The organism is Gammaproteobacteria bacterium, from assembly GCA_016705365.1.
In the GTDB taxonomy this organism is placed as follows: Bacteria; Pseudomonadota; Gammaproteobacteria; order Pseudomonadales; family UBA5518; genus UBA5518.
Genome location: JADIYI010000008.1, coordinates 1,100,360 through 1,123,543, shown reverse-complemented (window position 1 = coordinate 1,123,543; position 23,184 = coordinate 1,100,360). Strand labels below are relative to the sequence as shown.

The 23,184-nt window shown below is 66.4% G+C and carries 21 protein-coding genes; 9 read left to right on the top strand and 12 right to left on the bottom strand.

Annotation, left to right across the window (positions count from 1 at the left end):
* Positions 1-63: 63 nt before the first annotated feature.
* Positions 64-699: a cAMP-activated global transcriptional regulator CRP gene (gene crp, locus IPF49_12820; GenBank protein MBK6288490.1), complete on the top strand. Its 636-nt coding sequence runs from the start codon at positions 64-66 to the stop codon at positions 697-699.
* Here the strand turns inward: crp and trpC are convergent.
* Genes trpC through IPF49_12805 form a run of 3 tightly spaced genes read right to left on the bottom strand, consistent with a single transcriptional unit; the run spans position 696 to position 3,142 of the window.
* Complete coding sequence (gene trpC / locus IPF49_12815; protein ID MBK6288489.1) at positions 696-1,499, bottom strand: indole-3-glycerol phosphate synthase TrpC; 804 nt, start codon at positions 1,497-1,499, stop codon at positions 696-698. The genes crp and trpC overlap by 4 nt on opposite strands.
* Positions 1,499-2,533 carry an anthranilate phosphoribosyltransferase gene (gene trpD / locus IPF49_12810; GenBank protein ID MBK6288488.1) on the bottom strand — a complete coding sequence of 345 codons (1,035 nt, stop codon included), beginning with the start codon at positions 2,531-2,533 and terminating at the stop codon, positions 1,499-1,501. Before trpD ends, trpC begins: the two co-directional genes overlap by 1 nt.
* A 3-nt stretch (positions 2,534-2,536) precedes the next feature.
* Positions 2,537-3,142 carry an aminodeoxychorismate/anthranilate synthase component II gene (locus tag IPF49_12805; GenBank protein MBK6288487.1) on the bottom strand — a complete coding sequence of 202 codons (606 nt, stop codon included), beginning with the start codon at positions 3,140-3,142 and terminating at the stop codon, positions 2,537-2,539.
* Positions 3,143-3,439: 297 nt separating this feature from the next.
* On the opposite strand from IPF49_12805, the gene ppc reads away from it, so the two are divergent.
* The 7 genes from ppc to IPF49_12770 all read left to right on the top strand — a co-directional run bounded on the left by ppc (position 3,440) and on the right by IPF49_12770 (position 14,207).
* Entirely contained in the window at positions 3,440-6,076 is a 2,637-nt protein-coding gene (ppc, locus tag IPF49_12800; GenBank protein MBK6288486.1) for a phosphoenolpyruvate carboxylase, read from the top strand.
* A 138-nt stretch (positions 6,077-6,214) separates the two neighbouring features.
* Positions 6,215-7,612 carry a YcjX family protein gene (locus IPF49_12795; GenBank protein ID MBK6288485.1) on the top strand — a complete coding sequence of 466 codons (1,398 nt, stop codon included), beginning with the start codon at positions 6,215-6,217 and terminating at the stop codon, positions 7,610-7,612.
* A 13-nt stretch (positions 7,613-7,625) separates the two neighbouring features.
* A complete protein-coding gene (locus IPF49_12790) occupies positions 7,626-8,618 on the top strand; it encodes a TIGR01620 family protein (GenBank protein ID MBK6288484.1) in 993 nt (330 codons plus the stop codon).
* A gap of 159 nt (positions 8,619-8,777) precedes the next feature.
* Entirely contained in the window at positions 8,778-9,194 is a 417-nt protein-coding gene (locus IPF49_12785; protein ID MBK6288483.1) for a hypothetical protein, read from the top strand.
* A 102-nt stretch (positions 9,195-9,296) separates the two neighbouring features.
* Positions 9,297-11,108 (top strand): DNA helicase RecQ, encoded by a 1,812-nt coding sequence (recQ, locus tag IPF49_12780; GenBank protein MBK6288482.1) that lies wholly within the window; start codon positions 9,297-9,299, stop codon positions 11,106-11,108.
* A gap of 133 nt (positions 11,109-11,241) precedes the next feature.
* Positions 11,242-12,900 (top strand): type I secretion system permease/ATPase, encoded by a 1,659-nt coding sequence (locus IPF49_12775; protein MBK6288481.1) that lies wholly within the window; start codon positions 11,242-11,244, stop codon positions 12,898-12,900.
* Between the two features lie 23 nt (positions 12,901-12,923).
* Positions 12,924-14,207 carry an HlyD family type I secretion periplasmic adaptor subunit gene (locus IPF49_12770; protein ID MBK6288480.1) on the top strand — a complete coding sequence of 428 codons (1,284 nt, stop codon included), beginning with the start codon at positions 12,924-12,926 and terminating at the stop codon, positions 14,205-14,207.
* A gap of 3 nt (positions 14,208-14,210) precedes the next feature.
* On the opposite strand, the gene IPF49_12765 is transcribed toward IPF49_12770, so the two are convergent.
* The 7 genes from IPF49_12765 to rpe form a co-directional block, all read right to left on the bottom strand.
* Entirely contained in the window at positions 14,211-15,440 is a 1,230-nt protein-coding gene (locus tag IPF49_12765) for a glycosyltransferase (GenBank protein MBK6288479.1), read from the bottom strand.
* A gap of 38 nt (positions 15,441-15,478) precedes the next feature.
* Positions 15,479-15,916 (bottom strand): TerB family tellurite resistance protein, encoded by a 438-nt coding sequence (locus tag IPF49_12760; GenBank protein ID MBK6288478.1) that lies wholly within the window; start codon positions 15,914-15,916, stop codon positions 15,479-15,481.
* A gap of 197 nt (positions 15,917-16,113) precedes the next feature.
* Complete coding sequence (locus IPF49_12755; protein ID MBK6288477.1) at positions 16,114-16,491, bottom strand: VOC family protein; 378 nt, start codon at positions 16,489-16,491, stop codon at positions 16,114-16,116.
* Positions 16,492-16,574: 83 nt separating this feature from the next.
* Entirely contained in the window at positions 16,575-17,219 is a 645-nt protein-coding gene (locus IPF49_12750; protein ID MBK6288476.1) for a glutathione S-transferase family protein, read from the bottom strand.
* An 84-nt stretch (positions 17,220-17,303) separates the two neighbouring features.
* Positions 17,304-18,794, bottom strand: coding sequence for an anthranilate synthase component I (locus IPF49_12745; protein ID MBK6288475.1), 1,491 nt, complete (start codon positions 18,792-18,794; stop codon positions 17,304-17,306).
* A 140-nt stretch (positions 18,795-18,934) separates the two neighbouring features.
* Positions 18,935-19,630, bottom strand: a complete 696-nt coding sequence (locus IPF49_12740) for an HAD-IA family hydrolase (GenBank protein MBK6288474.1) — start codon at positions 19,628-19,630, stop codon at positions 18,935-18,937.
* A gap of 3 nt (positions 19,631-19,633) precedes the next feature.
* Complete coding sequence (gene rpe / locus IPF49_12735; GenBank protein ID MBK6288473.1) at positions 19,634-20,311, bottom strand: ribulose-phosphate 3-epimerase; 678 nt, start codon at positions 20,309-20,311, stop codon at positions 19,634-19,636.
* 45 nt (positions 20,312-20,356) lie between these two features.
* Here rpe and IPF49_12730 point away from each other — a divergent pair, with 45 nt between their 5' ends.
* Entirely contained in the window at positions 20,357-21,328 is a 972-nt protein-coding gene (locus IPF49_12730) for a DUF3530 family protein (GenBank protein MBK6288472.1), read from the top strand.
* Here the strand turns inward: IPF49_12730 and IPF49_12725 are convergent.
* Together IPF49_12725 and IPF49_12720 are read right to left on the bottom strand one after the other, a co-directional pair.
* The gene (locus IPF49_12725) at positions 21,270-21,983 is read right to left on the bottom strand and encodes a nucleotidyltransferase family protein (protein MBK6288471.1); all 714 of its coding nucleotides are present in this window, start codon (positions 21,981-21,983) and stop codon (positions 21,270-21,272) included. The genes IPF49_12730 and IPF49_12725 overlap by 59 nt on opposite strands.
* A complete protein-coding gene (locus IPF49_12720; GenBank protein MBK6288470.1) occupies positions 21,980-23,077 on the bottom strand; it encodes a phosphotransferase in 1,098 nt (365 codons plus the stop codon). The genes IPF49_12725 and IPF49_12720 overlap by 4 nt, the downstream gene beginning before the upstream one ends.
* Positions 23,078-23,184: the final 107 nt, after the last annotated feature.

The window sequence follows — 23,184 nt, the reverse complement described above, 5'->3', positions numbered from 1 at the left end:
AAAGCGCTGTCACCGTACTATTATCTCGGAGTAACTCCCGGCTCCGTATTCGAGGTGATGCCCGTGCTGACCATGTCGCTTGCCCCACGCATCAGGAATCTCGACGGCTTTCTCACCCATTGCCATCGCCGCCGCTTCCCCGCCCGCAGCACCATCATATGTGCCGGCGACCGGGGCGACAGCCTGTTTTATCTCATAAAAGGTTCGGTCACCGTGCTGATCGAGGACGACGAAGGCAAGGAGATGATCGTCGCCTATCTCAACGCCGGCGATTTCTTCGGGGAGATGGGCCTGTTCAACGGCGAAGAGCGGCGCAGCGCCTGGGTACGCGCCAAGAGCGAATGCCACGTCGGCGAAATCAGCTATGCAAAATTCCGTGAGCTGAGCGAGAAGCAGCCCGAGATCCTGTTCGAACTCGGCTCCCAGATGGCCGACCGCCTGCGCTTCACCACCCGCAAGGTCGGCGATCTCGCATTTCTCGATGTCGCGGGCCGCGTTGCCCGCACCCTGCTCGATCTGTGCAAGCAACCCGATGCGATGACCCACCCCGACGGGATGCAGATCAAGATCACGCGCCAGGAAATCGGGCGCATCGTCGGCTGCTCGCGGGAAATGGTCGGAAGGGTGCTCAAGACCCTCGAGGACCAGGGACTCGTCGACGTAAAAGGCAAGACCATGGTCGTGTTCGGCACCCGCTAGCGGCCGAACAGCTCCCGCAAACGCGCGCCCGGATCCGGCGCGCGCATCAGGCTTTCACCGACCAGGAAGGCGTTCACACCGCGCTTGCGCATCGCGCGTACATCCCCGGCGGTAGCGATACCGCTTTCGGTTATCACGATCCGCTCCGGCGGAATACCGTCGAGCAGGCCGTAGGTGGTATCGAGCGACGTCTCGAAGCTGTGCAGGTTGCGATTGTTGATGCCGATCAGGCGCCCGGGAATCGCCAGCGCCAGCGCCAGTTCAGCGGCATCGTGAACTTCCACCAGCACATCCATGCCGAGTTCGGCCGCCAGCGCCGCGAGCTCGCCCATGCGTGCCGGCTGCCCGGCAAATGCCGCCGCGATCAGCAGGATGCAGTCGGCCTCGAGGGTGCGCGCCTCGAGCACCTGCCAGGCATCGACCACGAAGTCCTTGCGCAGCACCGGCAGATCCACCGCGGCGCGTGCCGCGCACAGGTATGCATCGGCCCCCTGAAAGAAATCCACGTCGGTCAGCACCGACAGGCACGCCGCACCACCACGCTGATAGGAACGCGCCAGCGCCACCGGATCGAAATCCGCGCGGATCAGGCCGCGACTCGGCGAGGCTTTTTTTATCTCCGCGATCACCGCACTCTCGCCGCGCACAATGCACGTCGCGAGGGCGTCGGCAAACCCGCGGGCCGGCGCCAACCCGGCACATATCGCCCGCAATTGCTCCGCGCTGCGCTGCGCACTGCGCACGGCGACTTCCTCACGCTTGCGCTCGAGGATGCGTTCAAGAATGGTCGCGACGCCCATCAGGCCTCCAGGCATTCGCAGAAGCTCGCCAGCGCTTCGATGCGCTCGAGCGCGAGGCCTGCGTATATCAGATCGTGCGCCACCGCCACGCCCGCGCGCATCGATGTGGCAACGCCGCTCACATAGATCGCGGCGCCGGCATTCAACGCGATGATATCCGCCGCTTTTGCCGCATGCGCTCCGCGCCGTTTGCCCAGCGCATCACGGATCAGCGCCGCCGACTCCACCGCCGAACCCACCTCGAGACCGATCAGGCTCTGGCTGGCGATGCCGAGCTGTTCCGGCGTCACGGTCTGCTCGCTGATCACACCCCCGCGCAGCTCCACCACGTGGGTGCGCGTCGCAAGGCTGATCTCGTCGAGCCCATCCTCGGCGTGCACCACCAGCACATGCTCCGCACCGAGTTCGCCCAGCACCTTGGCCATCGGGCGGCACAGTTCGCGGCTGAAGGTCCCCACCAGCATCCGCCGTGCCGCGGCAGGATTGGTCAGCGGCCCGAGGATATTGAACAGGGTGCGCAGCCCGAGCTCGCGCCGCGGACCGATCGCGTGGCGCATCGCACCGTGATGCGCCGGTGCAAACATGAAACCGACCCGCAGCTCGCGGATGCCACGCGCCACCACTGCGGCGGGCAAGCCGATCTTCACGCCCAGGTGCTCCAGCACATCGGCGCTGCCGCTGGCGCTCGAGACGCCACGGTTGCCGTGCTTGGCCACATGGGCGCCGGCCGCCGCAACCACGAAGGCCGCGGCCGTGGAAATATTGAACAGGTTGGCCCCGTCACCGCCGGTACCCACCACATCGACCAGCGGCTCGACATCGACCACCACCGGGGTCGCCAGCTCGCGCATCACCTCGGCCGCGGCAGTGATCTCGTCGATGGATTCGCCCTTCATTCTCAGCCCCAGCAGCAGCGCCCCGATCTGTGCATCGGTGCAGCCGCCACTCATCACGTCGTGCATCACCTCGCGCATCTCCGCGCGCTCGAGATCGATGTGCGCAACGATTCGCTCCAGCGCCTGGCGTATATCCATCGTTCAGACCAAACCCACGGCCTGGGGTCGCGTGACCCCGAGGAAATTGGCCAGCAGATCATGACCATGCTCGGTCAGGATCGATTCGGGATGAAACTGTACCCCCTCGATCGCCAGTTCGCGGTGGCGCACACCCATGATCTCGTCGATGCCGCCGCCATCGTCCTCGGTCCACGCGGTGACTTCCAGGCAGTGCGGCAAGCTGCTTTGCTCGATCACCAGCGAGTGATAGCGGGTGGCCTGGAAGGGATTCGCGAGGCCGCGGAACACACCCTCGTCACGATGGTGTATCTGCGAGGTCTTGCCATGCATGACGCGCCGGGCACGCACGATCCGCCCGCCAAACGCCTGCCCGATGCACTGATGCCCCAGGCACACGCCGAGAATCGGTATCCGGCCCGCAAAGCGACTGATCGCCGCGAGCGACACACCCGCCTCGTTTGGCGTGCAGGGGCCGGGCGAGATCACGATCTTCGCGGGAGCGAGCGCGGCAATGCCCTCGAGATCGATCTCGTCGTTGCGCACCACCTTCACCTCGGCGCCGAGCTCGCCGAGGTACTGCACCACGTTCCAGGTGAAGGAGTCGTAGTTGTCGATCATCAGGATCATATCGCGTCTGTCTCTTTGTTCCGTAAAACCATGGTTCCAGAGAATCCGCCTTGATACCGGCTCGGATACCCCCTGTTTATTCTGATGCCCGCGCGCCGATGGCCTGGAACCGAATGCACGGAAAGCGGCATTGTCCCCCATAACGGCCTCGCCATAAACCATCACCGACCAGCCGACACGATTCAAGGCCACGACGTCGCGGGCGCCGACCTGTTACGATGAAGACCGCATCACTGCGCCCGACGAGCGACGCACCGGCATAATTCGCGCAGGCACCAGGCGAAGCCAATGGACAGCATTTCCGACCAGCCCGACTACTCCTCGCTGCGCAGCAATGTCAGCTTTCTCGGCCGCCTGCTGGGCGAGACCATCGCCGCGGCCGAAGGGCCGCCATTGCTCGAACTGATCGAACGGATCCGCCGGTTGTCAAAGGCGGCGCGCGAAGGCGAGGCCGACGCGCACAAGACCCTGCTCGGCATTCTGCGCAACCTCGAGGACCGGCAGCTGGTGCCGGTGGCGCGTGCCTTCAGCCAGTTCCTGAATCTCGCCAATATCGCCGACCAGCATCACACCATTTCCCGCGAGATGGACCCGCTGTTCTCGGCCTCCGAGATGCTGGCCGGCACCTTTCGGGAACTGCACGAAAACGGCGCCAGCCAGCGCCAGATCATCGCCACGGTGGATGCACTGCGCATCGAGCTGGTGCTGACCGCGCACCCCACCGAAATCACCCGGCGCACGCTGATCCACAAGCACGGCGAAATCACCGCCTGCCTGGGACAGCTCGAATTGCAGGGGCTGACCGAGCGCGAGCGCCAGCAGATTCACGCCCGCCTGCGCGAGCTGATTGCCCAGATCTGGCATGGCTACGATTTCCGTCAGCAGCGGCCCACCCCGGTCGAGGAAGCAAAATGGGGCTTCGCGGTGCTCGAGAACTCGTTGTGGCAGGCGGTGCCGCAGTTCCTGCGCCGGCTCGACACGACGCTGGCCGCGAGCTGCAATGGCGCCCGCCTGCCGCTCGCTGCGGCTCCGGTGTCATTCGTGTCGTGGATGGGCGGCGATCGTGATGGCAACCCCAACGTCACCGCCGTGGTCACCGAGGAAGTGTTGCTGCTGAGCCGCTGGCAGGCGGCCGATCTGTACCTGAAGGATGTGGTCAGGCTGATCGACGAATTGTCGATGAGCGCGTGCGATGAACGCGTGCGCGCGCAGGTCGGCGCAGCAGCGCACGAGCCCTACCGCGCGCTGCTGCGGCCGCTGCGCGACATGCTCAAACGCACCCTGATGGCCCTGAACCAGCAACTCGCCGGCGTTGCCGTCACCCACGGCGACATCCTGGTCCGCGAGGCGCAGTTGTGGGAGCCGCTCGCCGCCTGCTACCAATCGATGCTGGCCTGCGGCATGGAGGTCATCGCCGAACGCGCGCTGCTCGACCTGCTGCGTCGCGTGCGCTGTTTCGGCGTCCACCTGTTGCGTCACGACATCCGCCAGGACAGCAGCCGCCATACCGCGGTATTGGCGGAATTGACCCGTTGGCTCGGCATCGGCGATTACGCGCAATGGGACGAAGCGGCGCGCCAGGCCTTTTTGCTGCAGGAATTGCAGAGCCGCCGCCCGCTGATCCCGGCGGACTGGGAGCCCGGCGCGGAGGCGCGCGAAGTCCTTGCCACCTGTGAAGTCATCGCGCGCCAGGAGCCGACGGCGCTTGGCGCCTATGTCATCTCGATGGCAAAACAGCCCTCGGATGTGCTCGCGGTCCACCTGCTGCTCAAGGCGAGCGGCTGCAAAACGAAACTCCCGGTGGCACCACTGTTCGAAACCCTGGCCGATCTCGACAACGCGCGCGCGGTGATCGCCACACTGCTCGCAAACGAGTGGTACCGCGCGCATATCGACGGGCGCCTGATGGTGATGATCGGCTACTCGGATTCGGCCAAGGATGCCGGCGTGCTCGCCGCTTCGTGGGCGCAGTACCGGGCGCAGGAGGAGTTGCTCGCGGTGTGCGCGGCGCACGCCGTGGACCTGACCCTGTTTCATGGTCGTGGCGGCACCATCGGCCGTGGCGGTGCGCCCGCGCACGCGGCGCTGCTGTCGCAACCGCCCGGTTCGCTGAAATCCGGTCTGCGTGTCACCGAGCAGGGCGAGATGATCCGCGCCAAGCTCGGCCTGGGTCCGCTCGCGATCCAGACCCTGGCCCTGTATGCCAGTGCGATCTGCAAGGCCAACCTGCACAACCCGCCTGCACCCGAACCCGCCTGGCGCGAGGCGATGTCCGTCCTTGCGGCCGAATCCTGCGCCGCGTATCGCGCGGTGCTCAGGGGCGAGGCGGATTTCGTCGAGTATTTCCTTCATGCCACGCCGGTGCAGGAACTCGCCAAGCTGCCGCTCGGATCGCGCCCCGCGCGGCGCGCGGGCGGCGGTGGTGTAGAGAGCCTGCGGGCGATTCCGTGGATCTTTGCCTGGACCCAGAACCGGCTGATGCTGCCCGCCTGGCTCGGCGCCGGAGTGGCATTGCGCGCCAGCCTCGATCGCGGGCAGGGGGAATTGTTGCAGGAAATGGCGCAGCGCTGGCCATTTTTCGCTACCCGCCTCGCCATGCTGGAGATGGTGTTCATCAAGGCCGATGCCGGGCTCTCGGCCCATTACGATGAATGCCTGGTGCCCGAGAAGCTAAAGCGCATAGGCGCACAGCTGCGCTCCCAGCTCGGTGCCGACATCACGGCCGTGCTCGCACTGACCGGCGCACCGCGCCTGCTCGATGACCAGCCATGGATTCGCCGCTCGATCCAGTTGCGCAACATCTACACCGATCCGCTGAATTTTCTCCAGGCCGAATTGCTGCATCGCGAGCGTCGGCACGAAGGGCAGCAGTTCGACCAGGCCATCATGGTGACCATCGCCGGGATCGCGGCCGGCATGCGCAATACCGGCTGAACGGGTGCATTGCCATGACCGCAACGCCTGCGGGCGCGGCACGTTGCGCACGCCACGGCGGCGGTTTTTACACTCCGGAAAATTCTGCGAAGATGCGCGCTGCGTCCCGACGAGCGGCACCCTTCACCTGGAACCTGCATGGCTTCGCTGAAACAGATCCTGAGCTCGGCGCAGCGCCGAAGCGGCGATGTCATCGACCGCGGCCTCGATCGCCAGGTCCGCCTCGCCGTCACCGGCCTCTCGCGCAGCGGCAAGACCGCGTTCATCACCGCGCTGGTCAACCAGCTCGAACACGCCTGCACCGATGCGCGGCTGCCGCTGTGGAGCGCGGCGCGCGAGCAGCGCCTGCTGGGCGCGCGCCGCGTCATGCAGCTCAACGCGCACATCCCGTCGTTTCCCTATGAAAAGGGCATCGAGGCCCTGTACAGCGACCCCCCGCAATGGCCGGAACCGACGCGCGGCGTCGCCGAGATACGCCTCGAGATCCGCTATCGCCCGAGCGGCAGCATCCGCCGCCGCCTGGCGGCAATTTCGACCCTGTACCTCGATATTGTCGACTACCCCGGCGAGTGGCTGCTCGATCTGCCGCTGCTCGATCTCGACTATGCCGAGTGGAGCACGCAGATCCGCGACACGCTGCGCAACCCCGTGCTGCGCGAACTCGCCGCGCCATGGCAAGCGCAGCCCCTCACCGCCGGGCAGGCGTTCGACGAGCGCCAGGTCGCGGCCTTGGCCGCGGCCTACACCGCCTACCTGCAGGCCTGCAAGACGCGTCTCGGCATGAACCTGATCCAGCCCGGACGCTTCGTGCTGCCGGGAGAGCACGTCGGCGCGCCGATGCTGCAGTTCGTGCCCTGGGTGTGGACGCAACCCGCGGGAACGGCGCCCGAAGGCAGCCTCTATGCCGTGCTCGCCCAGCGCTTCGAGCAGTACAAGCGCCACCTCGTGCGTGGCTTCTACAAGGAGCATTTCTCGGGCTTCGACCGGCAGATCGTGCTGGTCGACTGCCTGCAGGCGCTGAATGCCGGCGCCGAGAGTTTCGAGGATGTGCGCCGCTCCATTGCCCGCATCATGGAGAGCTTTGCCTACGGCAAGAGCAACTGGTGGCGGCGCCTGTTCGCGCCGCGCATCGACAAGCTGCTGTTCGTGGCCAGCAAGGCCGATCATGTGACCCCGGATCAGCACGACAACCTCGTCTCGCTGTTGCAATACATGGTGCAGAGCGCGCGCGGCCAGGCCGGTTTCGCGGGCATCGCCACCGACTGCATGGCGCTTGCCGCGGTGTGCGCGACCGAGGTGCGCAGCGGGCGCTTCCAGGGCCAGGAGGTGGCCGGCATCAAGGGCTGCTCGCTCGATGGCGAGGCGCTGTTCATCAACCCCGGCGCGGTGCCACGCACCATACCCTCGCCGCAGTGGTGGCAGGAACACCGCGCACCGTTCGATGCGTTCAGGCCCGCGCGCATGGAACCCGGGCGGGCGATGCCGCACATCCGGCTCGATGCCGCGCTCGACTTCCTGCTCGGCGACAAACTGTGACGAGGGTGCCGCGATGGAGATAAAAACGCGTATCGAGCTGGAAGAAGTCGCGACCGTGCGCGCCCCTCCCGCCGCCGGGGCGCTCGCACGCCGGGTGCTGGAACCTGCCGCCGAAGACATCCTGCCGCCACCGGCAACCACTGGCACGCAACGCCCTGCGCGCCGTCATCGCGTGCTGTTCGCGGGGCTGCTGGCACTGGGTGCGGTAGCGCTGGCGCAATTCGGAGTCCACCTGTGGGAAATGGCCAGCGAGTCGCCCGTGCTCGGCGGCGCCTGGTTCCTTGCCTGGAGCCTGGTGCTGGCGGGCAGTGCCGGTGCGGCAACACGCGAGTGGCAGCGACTGCGCCGCATGCGCAACCGCCAGGATGCGCGCAGCCGTGCCGACGAAATGCTGGCACGCCAGGGAATCGGCCAGGCACGGGGGTTTTGCGAGGAGCTGGCGCAGGCGGGTGGCCAGCGCGAGAGCGCCGGTTATCGCAGCTGGGCAGGGCAGGTCGAGCTAACCCACAACAACCGTGAAGTGCTGGAGCTCTACAGCCGCCTGGTGCTCGCCGAACCCGATCGTCGCGCGTTGCGCGGGATCGTGAAACAGGCGGGAGACACCGCGGTGATGATCGCGTTCAGCCAGTTCGCGGCGATCGACATGCTGCTGATCTTCTGGCGCAATCTGCGGGTGATCGAGGATGTCACGGCCGCCTACGGCATCGAACTCGGCTACTGGGGCCGCATCGGACTGCTGCGCCAGGTACTGCGCAACATGGCTTATGCGGGCGCGGCCGAGGTGGCGGCGGAAGTCGGCATGGAGATGATGGGCGCCAGCATCACCGGCAAGATTTCCACCAGCGTCGCCCAGGGCATCGGTGCCGGCCTGCTCACCGCGCGGCTCGGATTGCGCACCATGGATGCCTGCCGCCCGATTCCCTGGGGCAGCGACGAGCGGCCGAAGCTCGATGCGGTACGCCGGGAGTTGCGCGGCGTTTTCGCCGAGTACCTCGGCAAGCTGTGAGCCGCCAGGAGGGGCGGCGCGCCGAGCGCCATTGAATCCGGCAGGCGCAGGATCAGCCGACAGGAAATAATCACGCCCGCGCATGCTGAACTCCTGGCATCGAGGCAAATCAAACCGTGCAGCCACACACCGTGTGGCAGGCAACAAAGGAGTCGTGTCGTGGACAGGTTCACAATCGCCATCGGTGCCGTTGTTCTTGCAATGCCCTGCTTCGCCGGCGCCGTTCATGCCGAAGACGCCGACCTGTCGGCGGCAAAGCCCGAATCGTGCATCAGCCTCTCGCGCATCAGGTCGAGCGAGGTGATCGATCGCTCCCACATGGTGTTCACGATGAGCAACGGCACGCTGTATCTGAATACCCTGCCCTACCCGTGCCCGGGCCTGAGCCGCAATACCGCCTACCTGCATCGCACCTCGCTCAATGAAATCTGCGATCTCGACATCATCACGGTGCTCAACCCGGGTGGCGGCGCTTACATGCCGGGGGCATCGTGCGGCCTCGGCAAGTTCGTCCCCGTCAGCAAGGAGGATGTGACCGTGCTGAAGCAGCAGCTCAAGGCCGCCGCCAAGCCCTGAAGCGTCCCGGGGTGCCGGATGCATGCCCGGCATCCCGAAACGAGGAATTGCGCTCGATGAAGCGCAGTGCCGGGCCGTCCATATCGGCGATAATGCCGCCCCATGAACAACGCCCTGCAGATACTCAATAGCGTCTTCGGCTACCCATCGTTCCGTCCCCCGCAGCAGGACATCATCGATACCCTGGTCGCGGGCGGCGACGCCCTGGTGCTGATGCCGACCGGCGGCGGCAAATCGCTGTGCTACCAGATACCGGCGCTGGTGCGCCCGGGCTGCGGGGTGGTGATCTCGCCGCTGATCGCGCTGATGCAGGACCAGGTCGATGCGATGCGCCAGCTCGGGGTGCGTGCGAGTTACCTCAATTCCACCATCGGCGCCGCCGCCGCGCGCGCGGTCGAGCAACAGGCGCTGAACGGCGCACTCGATCTGCTCTACATCGCACCGGAACGCCTGGTGCAGCCACGCATGCTCGAATTGCTCGCGCGCATGACGGTCGCGGTGTTCGCGATCGACGAGGCCCACTGCGTCTCGCAGTGGGGTCACGATTTCCGCGCCGACTACCTGCAGCTCGACCTGCTGCACCGCGAGTTTCCCGCGGTGCCGCGCATCGCGCTCACCGCGACCGCCGATGCGCGGACCCGCGCCGATATCGTGACCCGGCTCGATCTCGGTGCCGCGCGCCAGTTCGTGATCAGCTTCGACCGCCCGAACATCCGCTACCGCATGGAGCTCAAGCAGAACCCGCGCCAGCAGCTGCTGCGCTTCCTGAAGCTGGAACACCCGCGCGATGCGGGCATCGTGTACTGCATGTCACGCAGGAAGACCGAGGACGTGGCGGGCTGGTTGAATGGCGAGGGCTTCACCGCGCTGCCCTATCACGCGGGCCTCGATGCCGCCACGCGCGCCGCGAACCAGTCACGATTCCTGCGCGAGGAGGGCGTGATCGTGGTCGCCACGATCGCCTTTGGCATGGGCATCGACAAGCCCGACGTGCGCTTCGTCGCGCATCTCGATCTGCCGAAGACCATCGAGTCCTATTACCAGGAGAGCGGACGCGCGGGCCGCGACGGGTTGCCCGCCAACGCCTGGCTGATCTACGGGCTGCAGGACGTGATCAAGCTGCGCCAGATGCTCGATCAATCGCAGGGCGACGAGAGGCACCGGCGCGCCGAACAGCAGCGCCTGAACGCGATGCTCGGCCTGTGCGAGATCACCAGTTGCCGGCGCGAGGCGCTGCTGCACTACTTCGGCGAGTCCTACCGCGGACCCTGCAACAACTGCGATACCTGCCTGTCGCCGGTGGCGACCTGGGACGGCAGCGAGGCCGCGCGCATGGCGCTGAGCGCGGTGTTCCGCACCGGCCAGCGTTTCGGCGTGAACCATGTGATCGACGTGCTGCGCGGCAGCGGCAGCGAACGCGCCCGCCAGTTCGGGCACGATACGCTCCCCACCTACGGGCTCGGCACCGGGCTCGACGTCAACCAATGGCGCTCGGTGCTGCGCCAGCTGGTGGCGCGCGGTTATCTGCGGGTCGACATGGACGCGTTCGGCGCGCTGAAGCTCGAGGAACGATGCCGCCCGCTGCTGCGTGGCGAGGAGTCGCTGGAACTGCGCCGCGACAGCGCTCCGCCGCGGGCGGCGAAGGCCGCGAGAACCACGGTGCCCGGCGATCTCGATCCGCAACTCTGGAAAGCGCTGCGCGAGTGTCGCCGCCTGCTGGCCAGCGAGCAGGGCGTGCCGCCCTACGTGATCTTCCATGACAGCACCCTGGCGGCCATGTGCCGCGAGCGGCCGCGGGAACTGGGCCAGATGGCGCTCCTGCCGGGGGTCGGCGAACGCAAACTGGCACGTTACGGCGAGGTGTTCCTGGCGGCGCTGCGCGCGCATCAAGACTCGCGGCGCGGCGGCGATTGATACCGGCGAACCCGCCCGGGCGCAGGGTGCGAACGGGCAATGGAGGCTATACTTCGCGGCAGCCGGGGGCGTTACACCGGGCGAGCGGCTTTCCTTCAACACCCGATCCGCAGCGATTGACCAGGCTTCCCCGATGAGTTTTTTCCGCCAGTTCCGCACCCACTTCCTGTATGCCGGGCTGTTCAGCTTTTTCATCAACCTGGTGATGCTGGTGCCGCCGCTGTACATGATCCAGGTCTTCGACCGGGTGCTGGTCAGCCGCAGTGTCGAGACCCTGACCATGCTCACCATCGCCGCGATCGGGATGCTGGCAATCCTGCTCGTGCTCGATTATCTGCGCGGGCTGCTGTTGCTGACCGCCGGCGCGATGATCGACCGCCTGCTCGGCGAGCGGGTGATAGGCGCATTGATTTCCAACGCCTCGAAGGTCAATCGTGGCGAGTACGTGCACGGGCTGCGCGATGTGTCGCAGCTACGCAATTTTCTCGGCGGCCCCAGCATCATCGCGCTGTTCGACCTGCCGTGGGGCATTTTCTTCGTCTCGTTCATCTTCCTGTTTCACCCGCTGATGGGCGTGATCGCGCTGCTCAGCGTACTGACGCTGTTCGCGCTGACCTGGAGCAACGAGAAGCTGAACCGCGGCCAGCTCGAGAAAGTCCAGGTCGATGCACGCCGCGCCGGGCAATTCATCGACCAGGGGATGCGCAATTCCGACGTGCTGAACGGGCTCGGCATGACCGCGAGCTTCGTGCACCGCTGGGAGCGGCTCAACGCCCCGGTGCTGCAGGGGCAGGAAGAGACCGGTCAGCGCATGGGGCGCATCACCAGCCTGAGCAAGGTGATACGCCAGCTGGTGCAGATCCTGATGATGTGCGCCGGCGCCTACCTGGTGGTCGGCGCCCACATGACACCGGGCGTGATGCTCGCGGCCACGATCATTCTCGGGCGGGCACTCGCGCCCTTCGAGAGCCTGATGGCCAACTGGAACAACCTGGTGCAGGCGCGCGCGGCGTTCGGCCGCCTCAGACCGCACCTCGAACCCGGCCTGCTGAAGGCGGATACGCGCCTGCCGGCACCGCAGGGACGCCTCACGGTCGAGCGTGTCACGCTCGCGGGCGCGTCCCCCGACCGCCCGATCCTGCGCGGCGCGGCATTCGAACTCGCGCCCGGCGAATCGCTTGCGATCATCGGTCCGAGCGCATCGGGAAAATCCAGCCTTGCACGCCTGCTGGTCGGCATCTGGACACCCACGTCGGGCGCGGTGCGCCTCGACGGGGCCGATATCGCGCGCCTCGACCGCGGCCATATCGGCCCCTACCTCGGTTATATGCCGCAGGCCGTCGAGCTGTTTCCGGGCACCGTCGCGGAGAATATTGCGCGCCTTGGCGAGGTCGATTCCGATGCCGTGGTCAGGGCCGCGCAATATACCCTCGCCCACGAAATGATCCTGCGCCTGCCTGCGGGTTATGACACCGTGATCGGCACCGGTAACGTGGTGCTGTCGGGTGGCCAGATGCAACGCATCGGGCTGGCCCGCGCGCTGTACGGAAATCCCAGGCTGGTGGTGCTGGACGAGCCGAGCGCGAATCTCGACAGTGAAGGCGAATCCTGCCTGCAGCAGGTGGTGGCACGCATGCACAAGGACCGGATCACCATGGTGCTGGTGACCCACCGCCCCTCGATGCTCGAGAACATCGACCGGATACTGGTGCTGCGCGAAGGGCTGATGGATGCATTCGGACCGCGCGATGAAGTGCTCGCGCGCGTGCTGCCGATGCGCCAGGCCAAGTGACTCACTGAAGCGGAATCCATTGCATGTCGATTGAAGTCAAGCGGATAGCACGCACCGGCGCGCTGACCATCCTGATCGTGTTCGGCGGGCTCGCCATCTGGAGCGCGACCGCCCCGCTGCATGGGGCCATCGTGGTCGGGGGGCTGGTCAAGGTTGCCAACAACCGCAAGACGGTGCAGCACAACGAGGGCGGAATCGTGAAATCGATCCTGGTGCGCGACGGTGACAGCGTGACCCGCGGCCAGACACTGATCCAGCTCGAAGATGCCGCCGTCAGCTCGCAGTATGGCATCGTGCGCAGCGCGCTGGATGCCCAGCTCGCGCGCCAGGCCCGGCTGCACGCCGAGGCCACCATGAACCGCGAGATCAGTTTTCCGGCGGAACTGCGCGAGCGCGCCGCGGATGCCGATGTCACCGAACTCCAGACCCGCGAACGCGCCTTGTTCGAGACCCGGCGCCACTCGCTCGACGACCAGATCCGCCTGATCAACGGGCAGATCGTCGAGATACAGCGCGAAATCCGCGCGCTCGCGGACCAGCGCAAGACCGAGCTCACCGCCGAAGCCCTCGCGGTCGAGGAACTCGGCAGCTACGAGGCCCTGCACGACAAGCAGTACATCGCCGAGGTGCGCATCCTTGCCCAGAAGCGCCTGGTGGCCGAATACCAGTCGCGCACCGAGGAGCGCAAGGCGGAAATCTCGCGCGCCGAACAGCGTATCAATGACCTGCGGCTGCGCATCGCCGCGCTTGGCGATGAATACGTGGGGCGGGCGGCCGAGGAACTCAAGGAGAGCGGTGTCACGATGCTGGAGCTGCGCGAGCGACTGCTGCCGACCAGCGACGCGCTGGCGCGCCAATCCATCGTGGCACCGGTGAACGGCAAGGTGATCGCGTTGCGGGTGCATACCGAGGGCGCGACCATCGGCCCGCGCGAACCGCTGCTCGATATCGTGCCCATGGATGTGAACCTGCTGATCGAGGCCCAGGCACCGCTCGATGCGATCAAACAGTTGCATATCGGCCAGCACGCGGATATCCGCTTCAGCGCCCTGCCCTATCGCACCACGCCGATGGTGAGCGGCGAGGTGAGCTACATATCGCCCGATGTGCTGGCCGACCAGGAGGGCCGCGCCTACTACCAGGTGCATATCGTGCCGGACGCCGACTCGCTCGGCGAGGCGAAGATCACCACGCTCGAGCCGGGGATGGCGGCCGAGGTCTACATCCAGACCCAATCGCGTACCGCGCTGCAATACATCATGCGCCCGATCCACGATTCGCTGCTGCGCGCATTTCGCGAAGTCTGACCGTCAGTCCAGCGCGGACAGCTCCTGCAACAGCGCCAGGTAAGCCGGCAGGCTGTTGTCACGGAACGAGAACTCGCCTTCGATCTTGCGCCGGGCCGCGGCACACAGCTCGCGGTTGTCCTGCCCGAGGATCGCCACCGCGCGCTCGACCAGCTGTTCACGATCGAAGAAATCGAACAGGTAGCCGTTCTCGCCTTCGCTGATCATCTCGCGCACCGGTGGCGTCGAGGAGCCGAGTACCGGCGCCCCGCAGGCCATGGCCTCCAGCATCGACCACGACAGCACGAAGGGATAGGTGAAATAGATGTGCAGCCGGCTCAGTTGCAGCAGCCGCAGGTAGTCGGGGTACGCGATCCGCCCGGTGAAATACACCCGCGCGGTATCGAGGTGCGTACCGACCTCGGCCAGCAGCATCTCGCGATAGCACTGGTGCGGCGCCGGGGGTGGTGCGCCGTAACTGACCCCATCGGCGCCGACCAGCACGAAAATGGCACGCGGCAGGCGCCGCTGCAGCTCCGGAAGCGCGCGCATGAAGACATGGAAACCGCGGTAGGGCTCGAGCTGGCGGCTGACATAGGTGACCACCTGGTCCTCGCGCGTCAGCACCCGTCCGTCGGCCAGGCGCAAGCTTGCGGCGGGGTCGGCTCGTACCACATCGGTATCGAGCCCCTCGTGTATCACCCGGATGCGGGACTGCTCGCGTGCCGGGTAACTCGATCGCTGCCACTGCGTCGGGCTGATGCCGGCATCGGATTCACTGAGCGCATGCAACTGGGTACTGTTGCGGATGCGCAGCTTGAACACGGTATCGAGCGAGGACGGGTACTCGGGATCGAAGCCCACGTCACCGCCCTCGGCACGGTAGAAGAACTCGAAATACGACACCAGCCTGGCACGCGGGAACACGTCACGAACGAACAACAACTCGCCCCACGCCGGATGCCCGATGATCAGGTCCGGCGAATACCCCTTGCCGCGCAACTCGAGGCACGCGCGCGTCACGTCCTGTCCGCGGCGGATAGCCGCTTCGAAGGAGCGCAGGTAGTGGTGCCCGGCGCCCTGCTGCGCGGGCCGCGCGGTATAGCCGACGACCGGAAACGTCCACGCGGCATTGCGACTCTTGAGGTTCTCCGCATCGCCCATGCCGATGACCTCGTGCCCCTGGCTGACAAGCCACGGGGCGAGGTGTTTGAACTGTCCCGGGAAATTCTGGTGTACGAACAACAGGCGCAGCTTCGCCATGCACTAGCCCCGCACTTGCATGCGCGCTGTCAATCGGCGCCGCATATCTCGACGATATCGATCGGACTCAGGCGCAGCGCACCGACCACCATGTTGAAAAAATCCGCCTCGCCCGTTCGCAGGTGACCATCGACGTGGATCACCTCGATCAGGGCTTTCACGATTGACTTGCAGTGCGCCTCGTCGAGGCGTCGCGACACGCCGCCGAGCCATTTCTCGAGCGGCGCGGTCTCGAACAGATCCGATGCCGCCGCCACGCGCACATCCGCGCTGCTGATTTCCTCGCCAACATGATGCTGATAGACCGCGCGCACCGTCTCGACCTCGACATGGCTGGTGTAGGAGTCGGCATGGGTGGCCCGCGCCAGCGTCATCAGCATCGCTTCGCGGTAGAGTTCGCGCAGTTCCTCGGGGCTGTCGGTACCGCCAAAGATGCGCTTGATCATGCCCAGATCATGCAGAACCATGCGTCCCCCTGGCGTTCGACGAATGCGGCACGGACTGCGCCGCGCGGCAACGAGACCCGAGTATACAGACAGTTCCGGGGCTGGCAACGCCCGTGACAATGCCCGCGAAATGACGGCAGAACGAGCTTCCGCACAGGAGTCAGGGATCCTGCCCGCAGCCGCGCGCGCTGGCCGCAGGGCGAATCACCGGTGGACTCCTAGCCCGGCAGCAGTTCGGGATCCTGCTGCAATTCGACCGTGTTGCCGGCCGGGTCGGAAAAGAACACGAATCCCCCGAAGCGGTCGAATTCGATGCCGGCCACGCCCAGCTCGGCAACCGCCGCATCGAGATCATCGACGTAGAACGCGATATGCGGGCCAACCGGTTCGCGTGCACGCCCCTCGAGCGGCGCCTGGATGATGTGCACCTGGGTCTGACCGAGTTGCATCCAGAATCCGGGCACCCTGGCGGCGAACTCCGGCGGCAGTTGCCGCGGCACCGTGGGAATGCCGAGCAGGCGGGTATAGAAATGCTCCACTTCCGTTATTCCCGCTGCAATATTGAGCGCGGCGTGATTGACCCGTGTGATCTTCATCGGTCCTCCCGGCATCGCCCGAGCGATTGGATTTTCCCTGGCCCTGGCGCGGGTCGGCGTCTTCGGCGAGGCCGAACAGCCCGCTACTTCGCCGCTCCCATTTGCGCCATGAGCGCGGCCTCCTCCTGCAACTGCCGCTGCACACCGGGCAGCGCGCGGACCCGCTGCAGCAGCGCCGCGATCCGCGGCCAGCGGCTCGCATCGACCGTGTATCCGGCGTACTCCGCGTTCACGAAGTGCGTCGCGATGCTGATGTCGGCAATCCCCGGCATGCCGAACACGAAGCCGTCGGGCGGCAGTTCGCTCTCCAGATAATCGAGCATCGGCGGCAGCAGATTGTCGATGGTATTGCTGACTTTCTCCTCGTCGGGCCCTTCGCCGTGCATGATCTGCTTGACCACGCGCTCGAAGAAGATCCCGCCACCGCACAGTTCACCGAGCCGGGTATCACCGAACTCCTCGAGCCAGCGCGATCGTGCCCGGTCGGCGGGCGACTTCGGCAACATCGCAACGGCGGGATATTGCTCCTCGAGGTACTCGCAGATCACGCTGGAATCGGCCAGGGTCAGTGCTCCGTCCTGCAGCGCGGGGATCTTGCCGAGCGGGCTGATGGCGCGCGACAGCGAACCCGGAAACGCGTCCTCCCGCTCGCACTCCAGCCCCTTCACATTTATTACCACCGCAACCTTGCGCACATAGGGAGAGAGGCAGATACCGTAGAGCTTCATGGGTCGATCCTTTTGAGTGAACGTGGGGTGATGATAACTGGGGTCAGAGTGATTTATCCTCCGAATAAATCACTCTGACCCCATTTAATTCAGCACCATCGCGGCGGCACGGAACATCGCACGCGCCTTGTTCATGGTCTCCTCCCATTCGAGGGCGGGAACGGAGTCGGCGACCACCCCGCCACCGGCCTGCACATGCAGTTTACCGCCGGAGATCACCGCGGTGCGGATCGCGATCGCGGTATCCATGTCGCCGTGCCAGGAGAGATATCCCACCGCGCCACCATAGATGCCGCGCTTCGAGGGCTCGAGTTCGTCGATGATTTCCATCGCGCGGATCTTCGGTGCGCCCGACAGGGTGCCCGCCGGCAGGGTGGCGCGCAGCACATCCATCGCATCCAGACCCTCGCGCAACTGTCCGCAGACATTCGACACGATGTGCATCACATGCGAATAGCGCTCGACGATCATGCGCTCGGACACCACCACACTGCCGGTGCGGGCAACCCGCCCCACATCGTTGCGCCCGAGGTCGATCAGCATCAGGTGCTCGGCGATCTCCTTGGGATCGGCCAGCAGTTCCCGCTCGAGCGCGAGATCCTCCGCTTGCGTGCGCCCGCGCCGGCGGGTGCCCGCGATCGGGCGCACGGTGACCTCTTCGCCCTGCAGCCGCGACAGCACCTCGGGCGAGGAGCCGACGATCTGGAAATCCCCCAGATCGAAAAAGAACAGGTACGGCGAGGGGTTGATGTTGCGCAACGCCCGGTAGAGATTCACCGGGTTGCCCGCGAACGGCGCGCTGAGACGCTGCGACGGCACCACCTGCATCACGTCGCCGGCAAGGATATATTCGCGGATCCGCCGCACCGCATCCTCGTAACGCTCGCGTCCGCACTCCGAGACGAACGAGGCTTCCACCTCGCGGGCACGCGCGCTGTCGGCGCCACCGGCCGCGATATCGATCGGTGGCAGACGCGGCGCCGGCATATCGAGACGCCGTTGCAGTTCGTCGAGGCGTGCCTCGGCACGCGCGGCCGCATCGCCGGCGCGCGGGTCGACCGTGGTCGCGAGCAGGATGGCGCCGGCGAGGTTGTCGAACACCAGGAACTCTTCCGCCACCAGCAACAGGATATCGGGCGTGCCGAGCACATCGGGCGGAGTGCCCGCGGCCAGGCGCCGCTCGACCAGGCGGGCACAGTCATAGCCGAAATATCCGACCAGGCCGCCCGAGAACATTGGCAGCGCCGCATGCGGGAACACCCTTTCGCGGCGCGCATAATCCTGCACGAAAGCCAGCGGATCATCGACCTCGCTGCTCTCGAGCAGCGCGGCGCCATCGTGCACCTCGACCCGATGACCACGCACCACGATGCGCCTCGCGCAGGGCAGGCCGATGATCGAGTAGCGTCCCCATTTTTCGCCGCCTTCCACCGACTCGAGCAGGAAACTGCAGGGACCGGCAAATTTCAGGTAGGCGCTGAGCGGGGTTTCGAGATCGGCCAGCAGGCGGCGGACCACCGGCACGCGGCTAAAGCCCTGGCGGGCGAGATCGACGAGTTGGCTGCGGTTCATCATGACTCCGGAAACAAGGGCGATCCGCGGCGCGCGCAGGGCGATCCGCGGCGGGTCGATTGGATTCAGCGTCGCCAGCGCGTGCGCGTGATCATCCCGTCTCCAGGTGCGTGTTCAGGGCGGAATTCTACTGGATGCGCATCTCAAAGCAATTCACCGAGCGTGTCGATCACCAGGTCGGGGCCTTCGCCGCGGATGTCCTCGCCGTGGTTGTAGCCATTGGCGCAGGCGATCACGGCAATCCCTGCCGCGCGTGCCGCGCGCACATCGTGGCGCGAATCACCGATCATCACGGTTTCGCGGGCCTCGACCGCAAGTCGCCTCATCACCGCCAGCAACGGAGCCGGATCGGGTTTCGGCGCGGCGCCGGAGTCGCCCCCGATCACGGTATCGAAACGCCCGGGCAAAAAGAAATGCGCCAGCACGCGCTCGGCGATCGCCAACGGCTTGTTGGTGACGCAGGCGGCTTTCACCCCGGCGCCGCGCAGTGCCTCGATGAGCTCCGCCGCGCCGGGCAACACCCGGGTATCGCGGGTGCAATCGTCGAGGTAGCGGGCCAGGTAGTCGCCCAGCGCCCGCTCGAGTTCCTGCGTATCGACCTGCCCGGGTTCCAGCGCGGCGCCAAATGCCAGCGCATCGCGCAGCAATTGCCGCGAACCGCGCCCTACCCAGCGCCGCGCGCGCGCCGCGCCGGCAGCGGGCAGGTTGCGCGCGCGCAGCGTGGCGTCGAGGGCGCGGCTGATATCCGGAACGCTGTCGATGAGTGTGCCGTCGAGATCGAGCATCACCAGCGCCGGCAGGCGTCCCGCGAACAGCGTGCGCAGCGCTGCGAACCGCATCGATCAGGGGCGTTGCGCGGCGGCCAGCTCGCTGCGCATATTGGCTATCGCCTCGGCATACTCGGGGGCACTGAAGATCGCCGAGCCGGCCACGAAGGTATCGGCACCCGCTTCGGCGATCTCGCGGATATTCGACTCACCGACACCGCCATCGACCTCGAGACGGATCGGCAATCCGCACGCATCGAGCATCGCCCGCGCTTCGCGCAGCTTGCCGAGTGTGCCGGGGATGAACTTCTGTCCGCCGAAACCCGGGTTCACCGACATCAGCAGGATCATGTCGAGCTTGTCGAGTACGTAGCGCGCGGCTTCGAGCCCGGCGGACGGATTGAACACCAGCCCGGCCTTGCAGCCATGATCGCGGATCAGCTGCAGGCTGCGATCGACGTGCGGCGTGGCATCCGGATGAAAGGTGATATAGGTTGCGCCGGCATCGGCAAAACTGCCGATCAGCGCATCGACCGGGCTCACCATCAGGTGCACATCGATCGGCGCACTGATTCCATAGTCGCGCAACGCCCGGCAGACCATGGGACCGATCGTGAGATTGGGCACATAGTGATTGTCCATCACATCGAAATGGACGATATCGGCACCGGCCGCAAGCACCGCGCCAACGTCTTCGCCGAGACGCGCGAAGTCGGCCGACAGTATCGAGGGCGCAATCAGGAACGGGTTCATGTGCGGGTCTCCCGACAGGGCAGGCAGTATAAGGGAGGGATTGTAATGGAAGCCCGCGCCGAATTGGCACCGCCGCCCGCGACTATACTGGCCGGTATGTCAAATCGTGTCCGTCACCGCCTGTCGACGCTGCTTTGCGCTCTCGCCCTGGCACTGGAGGCAATGGCTGCGGAGCCGACTGCCGGCACCGAAGCCGCGGCCGCGCAACCACCCGCGGCCGTGGCAGCGGCTCCCGCCGCACCGGACCTCGCGGAACTGGCGCTACAACTTGCCGCCGAACGGCGCCTGCTGCAGGTCGAGGGCGAAGAGTTCCCGGTGTTCGTGAAAACCAGCACCGCCAAACCCGCACGCGGCGCCCTGTTGCTGCTCCCCGGTGACGGCGAATACCCGACCGCCTCGCCCGCGATCGAGCAGTTGCGCCAGCTCCTGCCCGCGCAGGGCTGGTCCACCTGGCTGATCAGCCTGGAATCGCCACCGCGCAGCCATTCGGGGCCCCTGGTTCCCGACCCCGATCCGCAAGCAAGCGCAGCACCCGCGCAGCCGGATCCGGACGCGCAGCAGCGCATCGAGGAGCTGCGGAAATGGGCGAAGCGATGCGAGGCCCGCATTGCCCGGGCCGTGAGTGCGGCATCCGCCGAGGGTGCGTTGGTGCTGGTGGCGGAAAACAGCGCGGCCGCGCTGCTGACCGGCTTCGTCGGCGCGCAGCCCGCCGCCGTGAAGGCCGCGATCGTGATCGATCCGGTGGACTTCCCGGGACTCGCCAGCGAGTGGCCAGACGATCTTGCGGTGCCGGTACTCGAACTGCTCGATCCCGTTACGCAGCACGAGGAAGGGGCGCAGCGTCGCGCGCAGGCCGATGCCGCAGGTCTGGACCGCTACCGCCAGATCATGACCAGCATCGGACCGTGGGAACCGGGCGACAACGAAACCTTGCTGGCGAAACGGGTGCGCGGCTGGCTCAGATCGCTGGACCAGCACTCCCGCCCTGTTCCTGTTTCTGCTCCAGCCGCCGATTGAGGGCACGGTAACGCTCGACGGTACCGACGTCTTCCCACTCGCCCTCCCAGCACTCACCGCCCAGCGCGCCGTGCGTCGCGGCGCGGCGTAGTGGCTCGCGCAACGGAAAGATCGTCTCGTCCCAGCCCGCGAGAATTTCCGGCGCCAGCAGCGCGATACCCGAATAGGTGCAGTTGCGGCCGTTGCCGTCACGGTTCAGCCGACCCCGCGCATCCAGCGCGAAATCACCCGCCTGGTGCTGCGGTGGATTCGGCACCACCACCAGGTGACCCAGCTGCCCCGCGGCCAGCGCGTGGTCGACAAGGCGTCGATACGGAAAATCGCTCCAGATATCACCGGCCACCAGCAGGAACGGCTCGGCGCCGAGCAGGGACAGCGCCCGGCGCAGACCGCCGCCCGTATCGAGCGGCCCCTCGGGCTCGCGGCTGTAGCGGATGCGCGCGCCACAGCGCGCACCATCACCGAGCGCCGCTTCGATCAGCTCACCGAGATACGACACGTTGATCACCAGGTCCCGCACACCGGCCGCCACCAGCTTCTCGATGTGATACTCGATCATCGGCTTGCCTGCCAGCGCCAGCAGCGGCTTTGGCAGGGTCTCGGTGAGCGGACGCAGGCGGGTCCCGAGCCCCGCGGCGAGCAACATGGCTTTCATCGCGGGCGATACCAGTCCTGGGCGGCGGCAAGCGGCAGCACCCGCGCGCGAAACCAGCCCGCAAACTCGCCGAGCTCAGGATAGGCCTCGGCCACTCCGAGCGTGTAGCGCATCACCAGTGGAAGATCGGCAAGGTAGCCGCGCTTGCCGTCACGCAGCCACAGGCGCGCGAAAATGCCGAGCACCTTGATGTGCCGCTGCAGGCCCATCCAGTCGAACCAGCGCCGGAACGTCGCGGCTTCGACCGGCGCCATCAGTCCCGCGGCGCTGGCACGCCCGGCATATTCCCGCGCCCAGGCCTGCACCCGCGCGGCGGGCCATTCGATGTAGCAATCGCGCAACAGCGACACCAGGTCGTAGGTGAGCGGTCCGCGCACCGCGTCCTGGAAATCGATCACCCCGAGCGTTCCATCCGGCTGCAGCATCAGGTTGCGCGAATGGTAGTCGCGATGCACCAGCACCTGCGGTTGTTCCAGCGCGCTCGCGCCCAGGCACTCGAACAGATCGCGCAACATCCGGCGCTCGCCAGCATCGGGCTCCAGGCCGAGCAGGCCCTGCAGGTACCACTCGGGAAACAGTGCCATCTCCTGCTCGAGCAGCGCCGCCGAATAATCCGGCGCTCGCCACCCGCCGTGCTGTATCGCGGCCCCCTGGATCGCCAGCAGGGTGTCGAGCGCGGTGCGATAGAGCGCCTCCACGGTGTCCTCGCCAAGCGCGCCGAGCAACAGGGTGTCGCCCAGATCGCTCAGCAGCAGAAAGCCCTCGCCGGGCTCGTGCGCAAGCACCTCGGGTGCCTGCACCCCCGCCGCGCGCAATATCGCGGCAATATGGATGAACTCCAGGTTGCGCTCCTTGTCCGGCGGCGCATGCACCGCTATGCGCGTCGGCTGGCAACCCACCAGGCGGAAATAGCGGCGAAAACTCGCATCGCCCGCCACTGCGCGCAGCACAAGCTCCGCACCGGCCAGCGGGCGCACCCGGGTGGCGCACCATTTCAGCAACGAATCCATCATTCCCCCGAACTGTGTGGCAGCGGCAGTCGATCCCCGCGCCACGATGCCGCTATAATGCAGCGCGGCCAAAACGCCGTGCATTATCCACGCTTCCCCGGGCCTGAGAAGATCCGCGGAGCCCAGGCCGCCATTCCTGGCAGCCCGACCGAGGACCGGATCGTCAACGGACTATCGCGCAAACCCGCGTT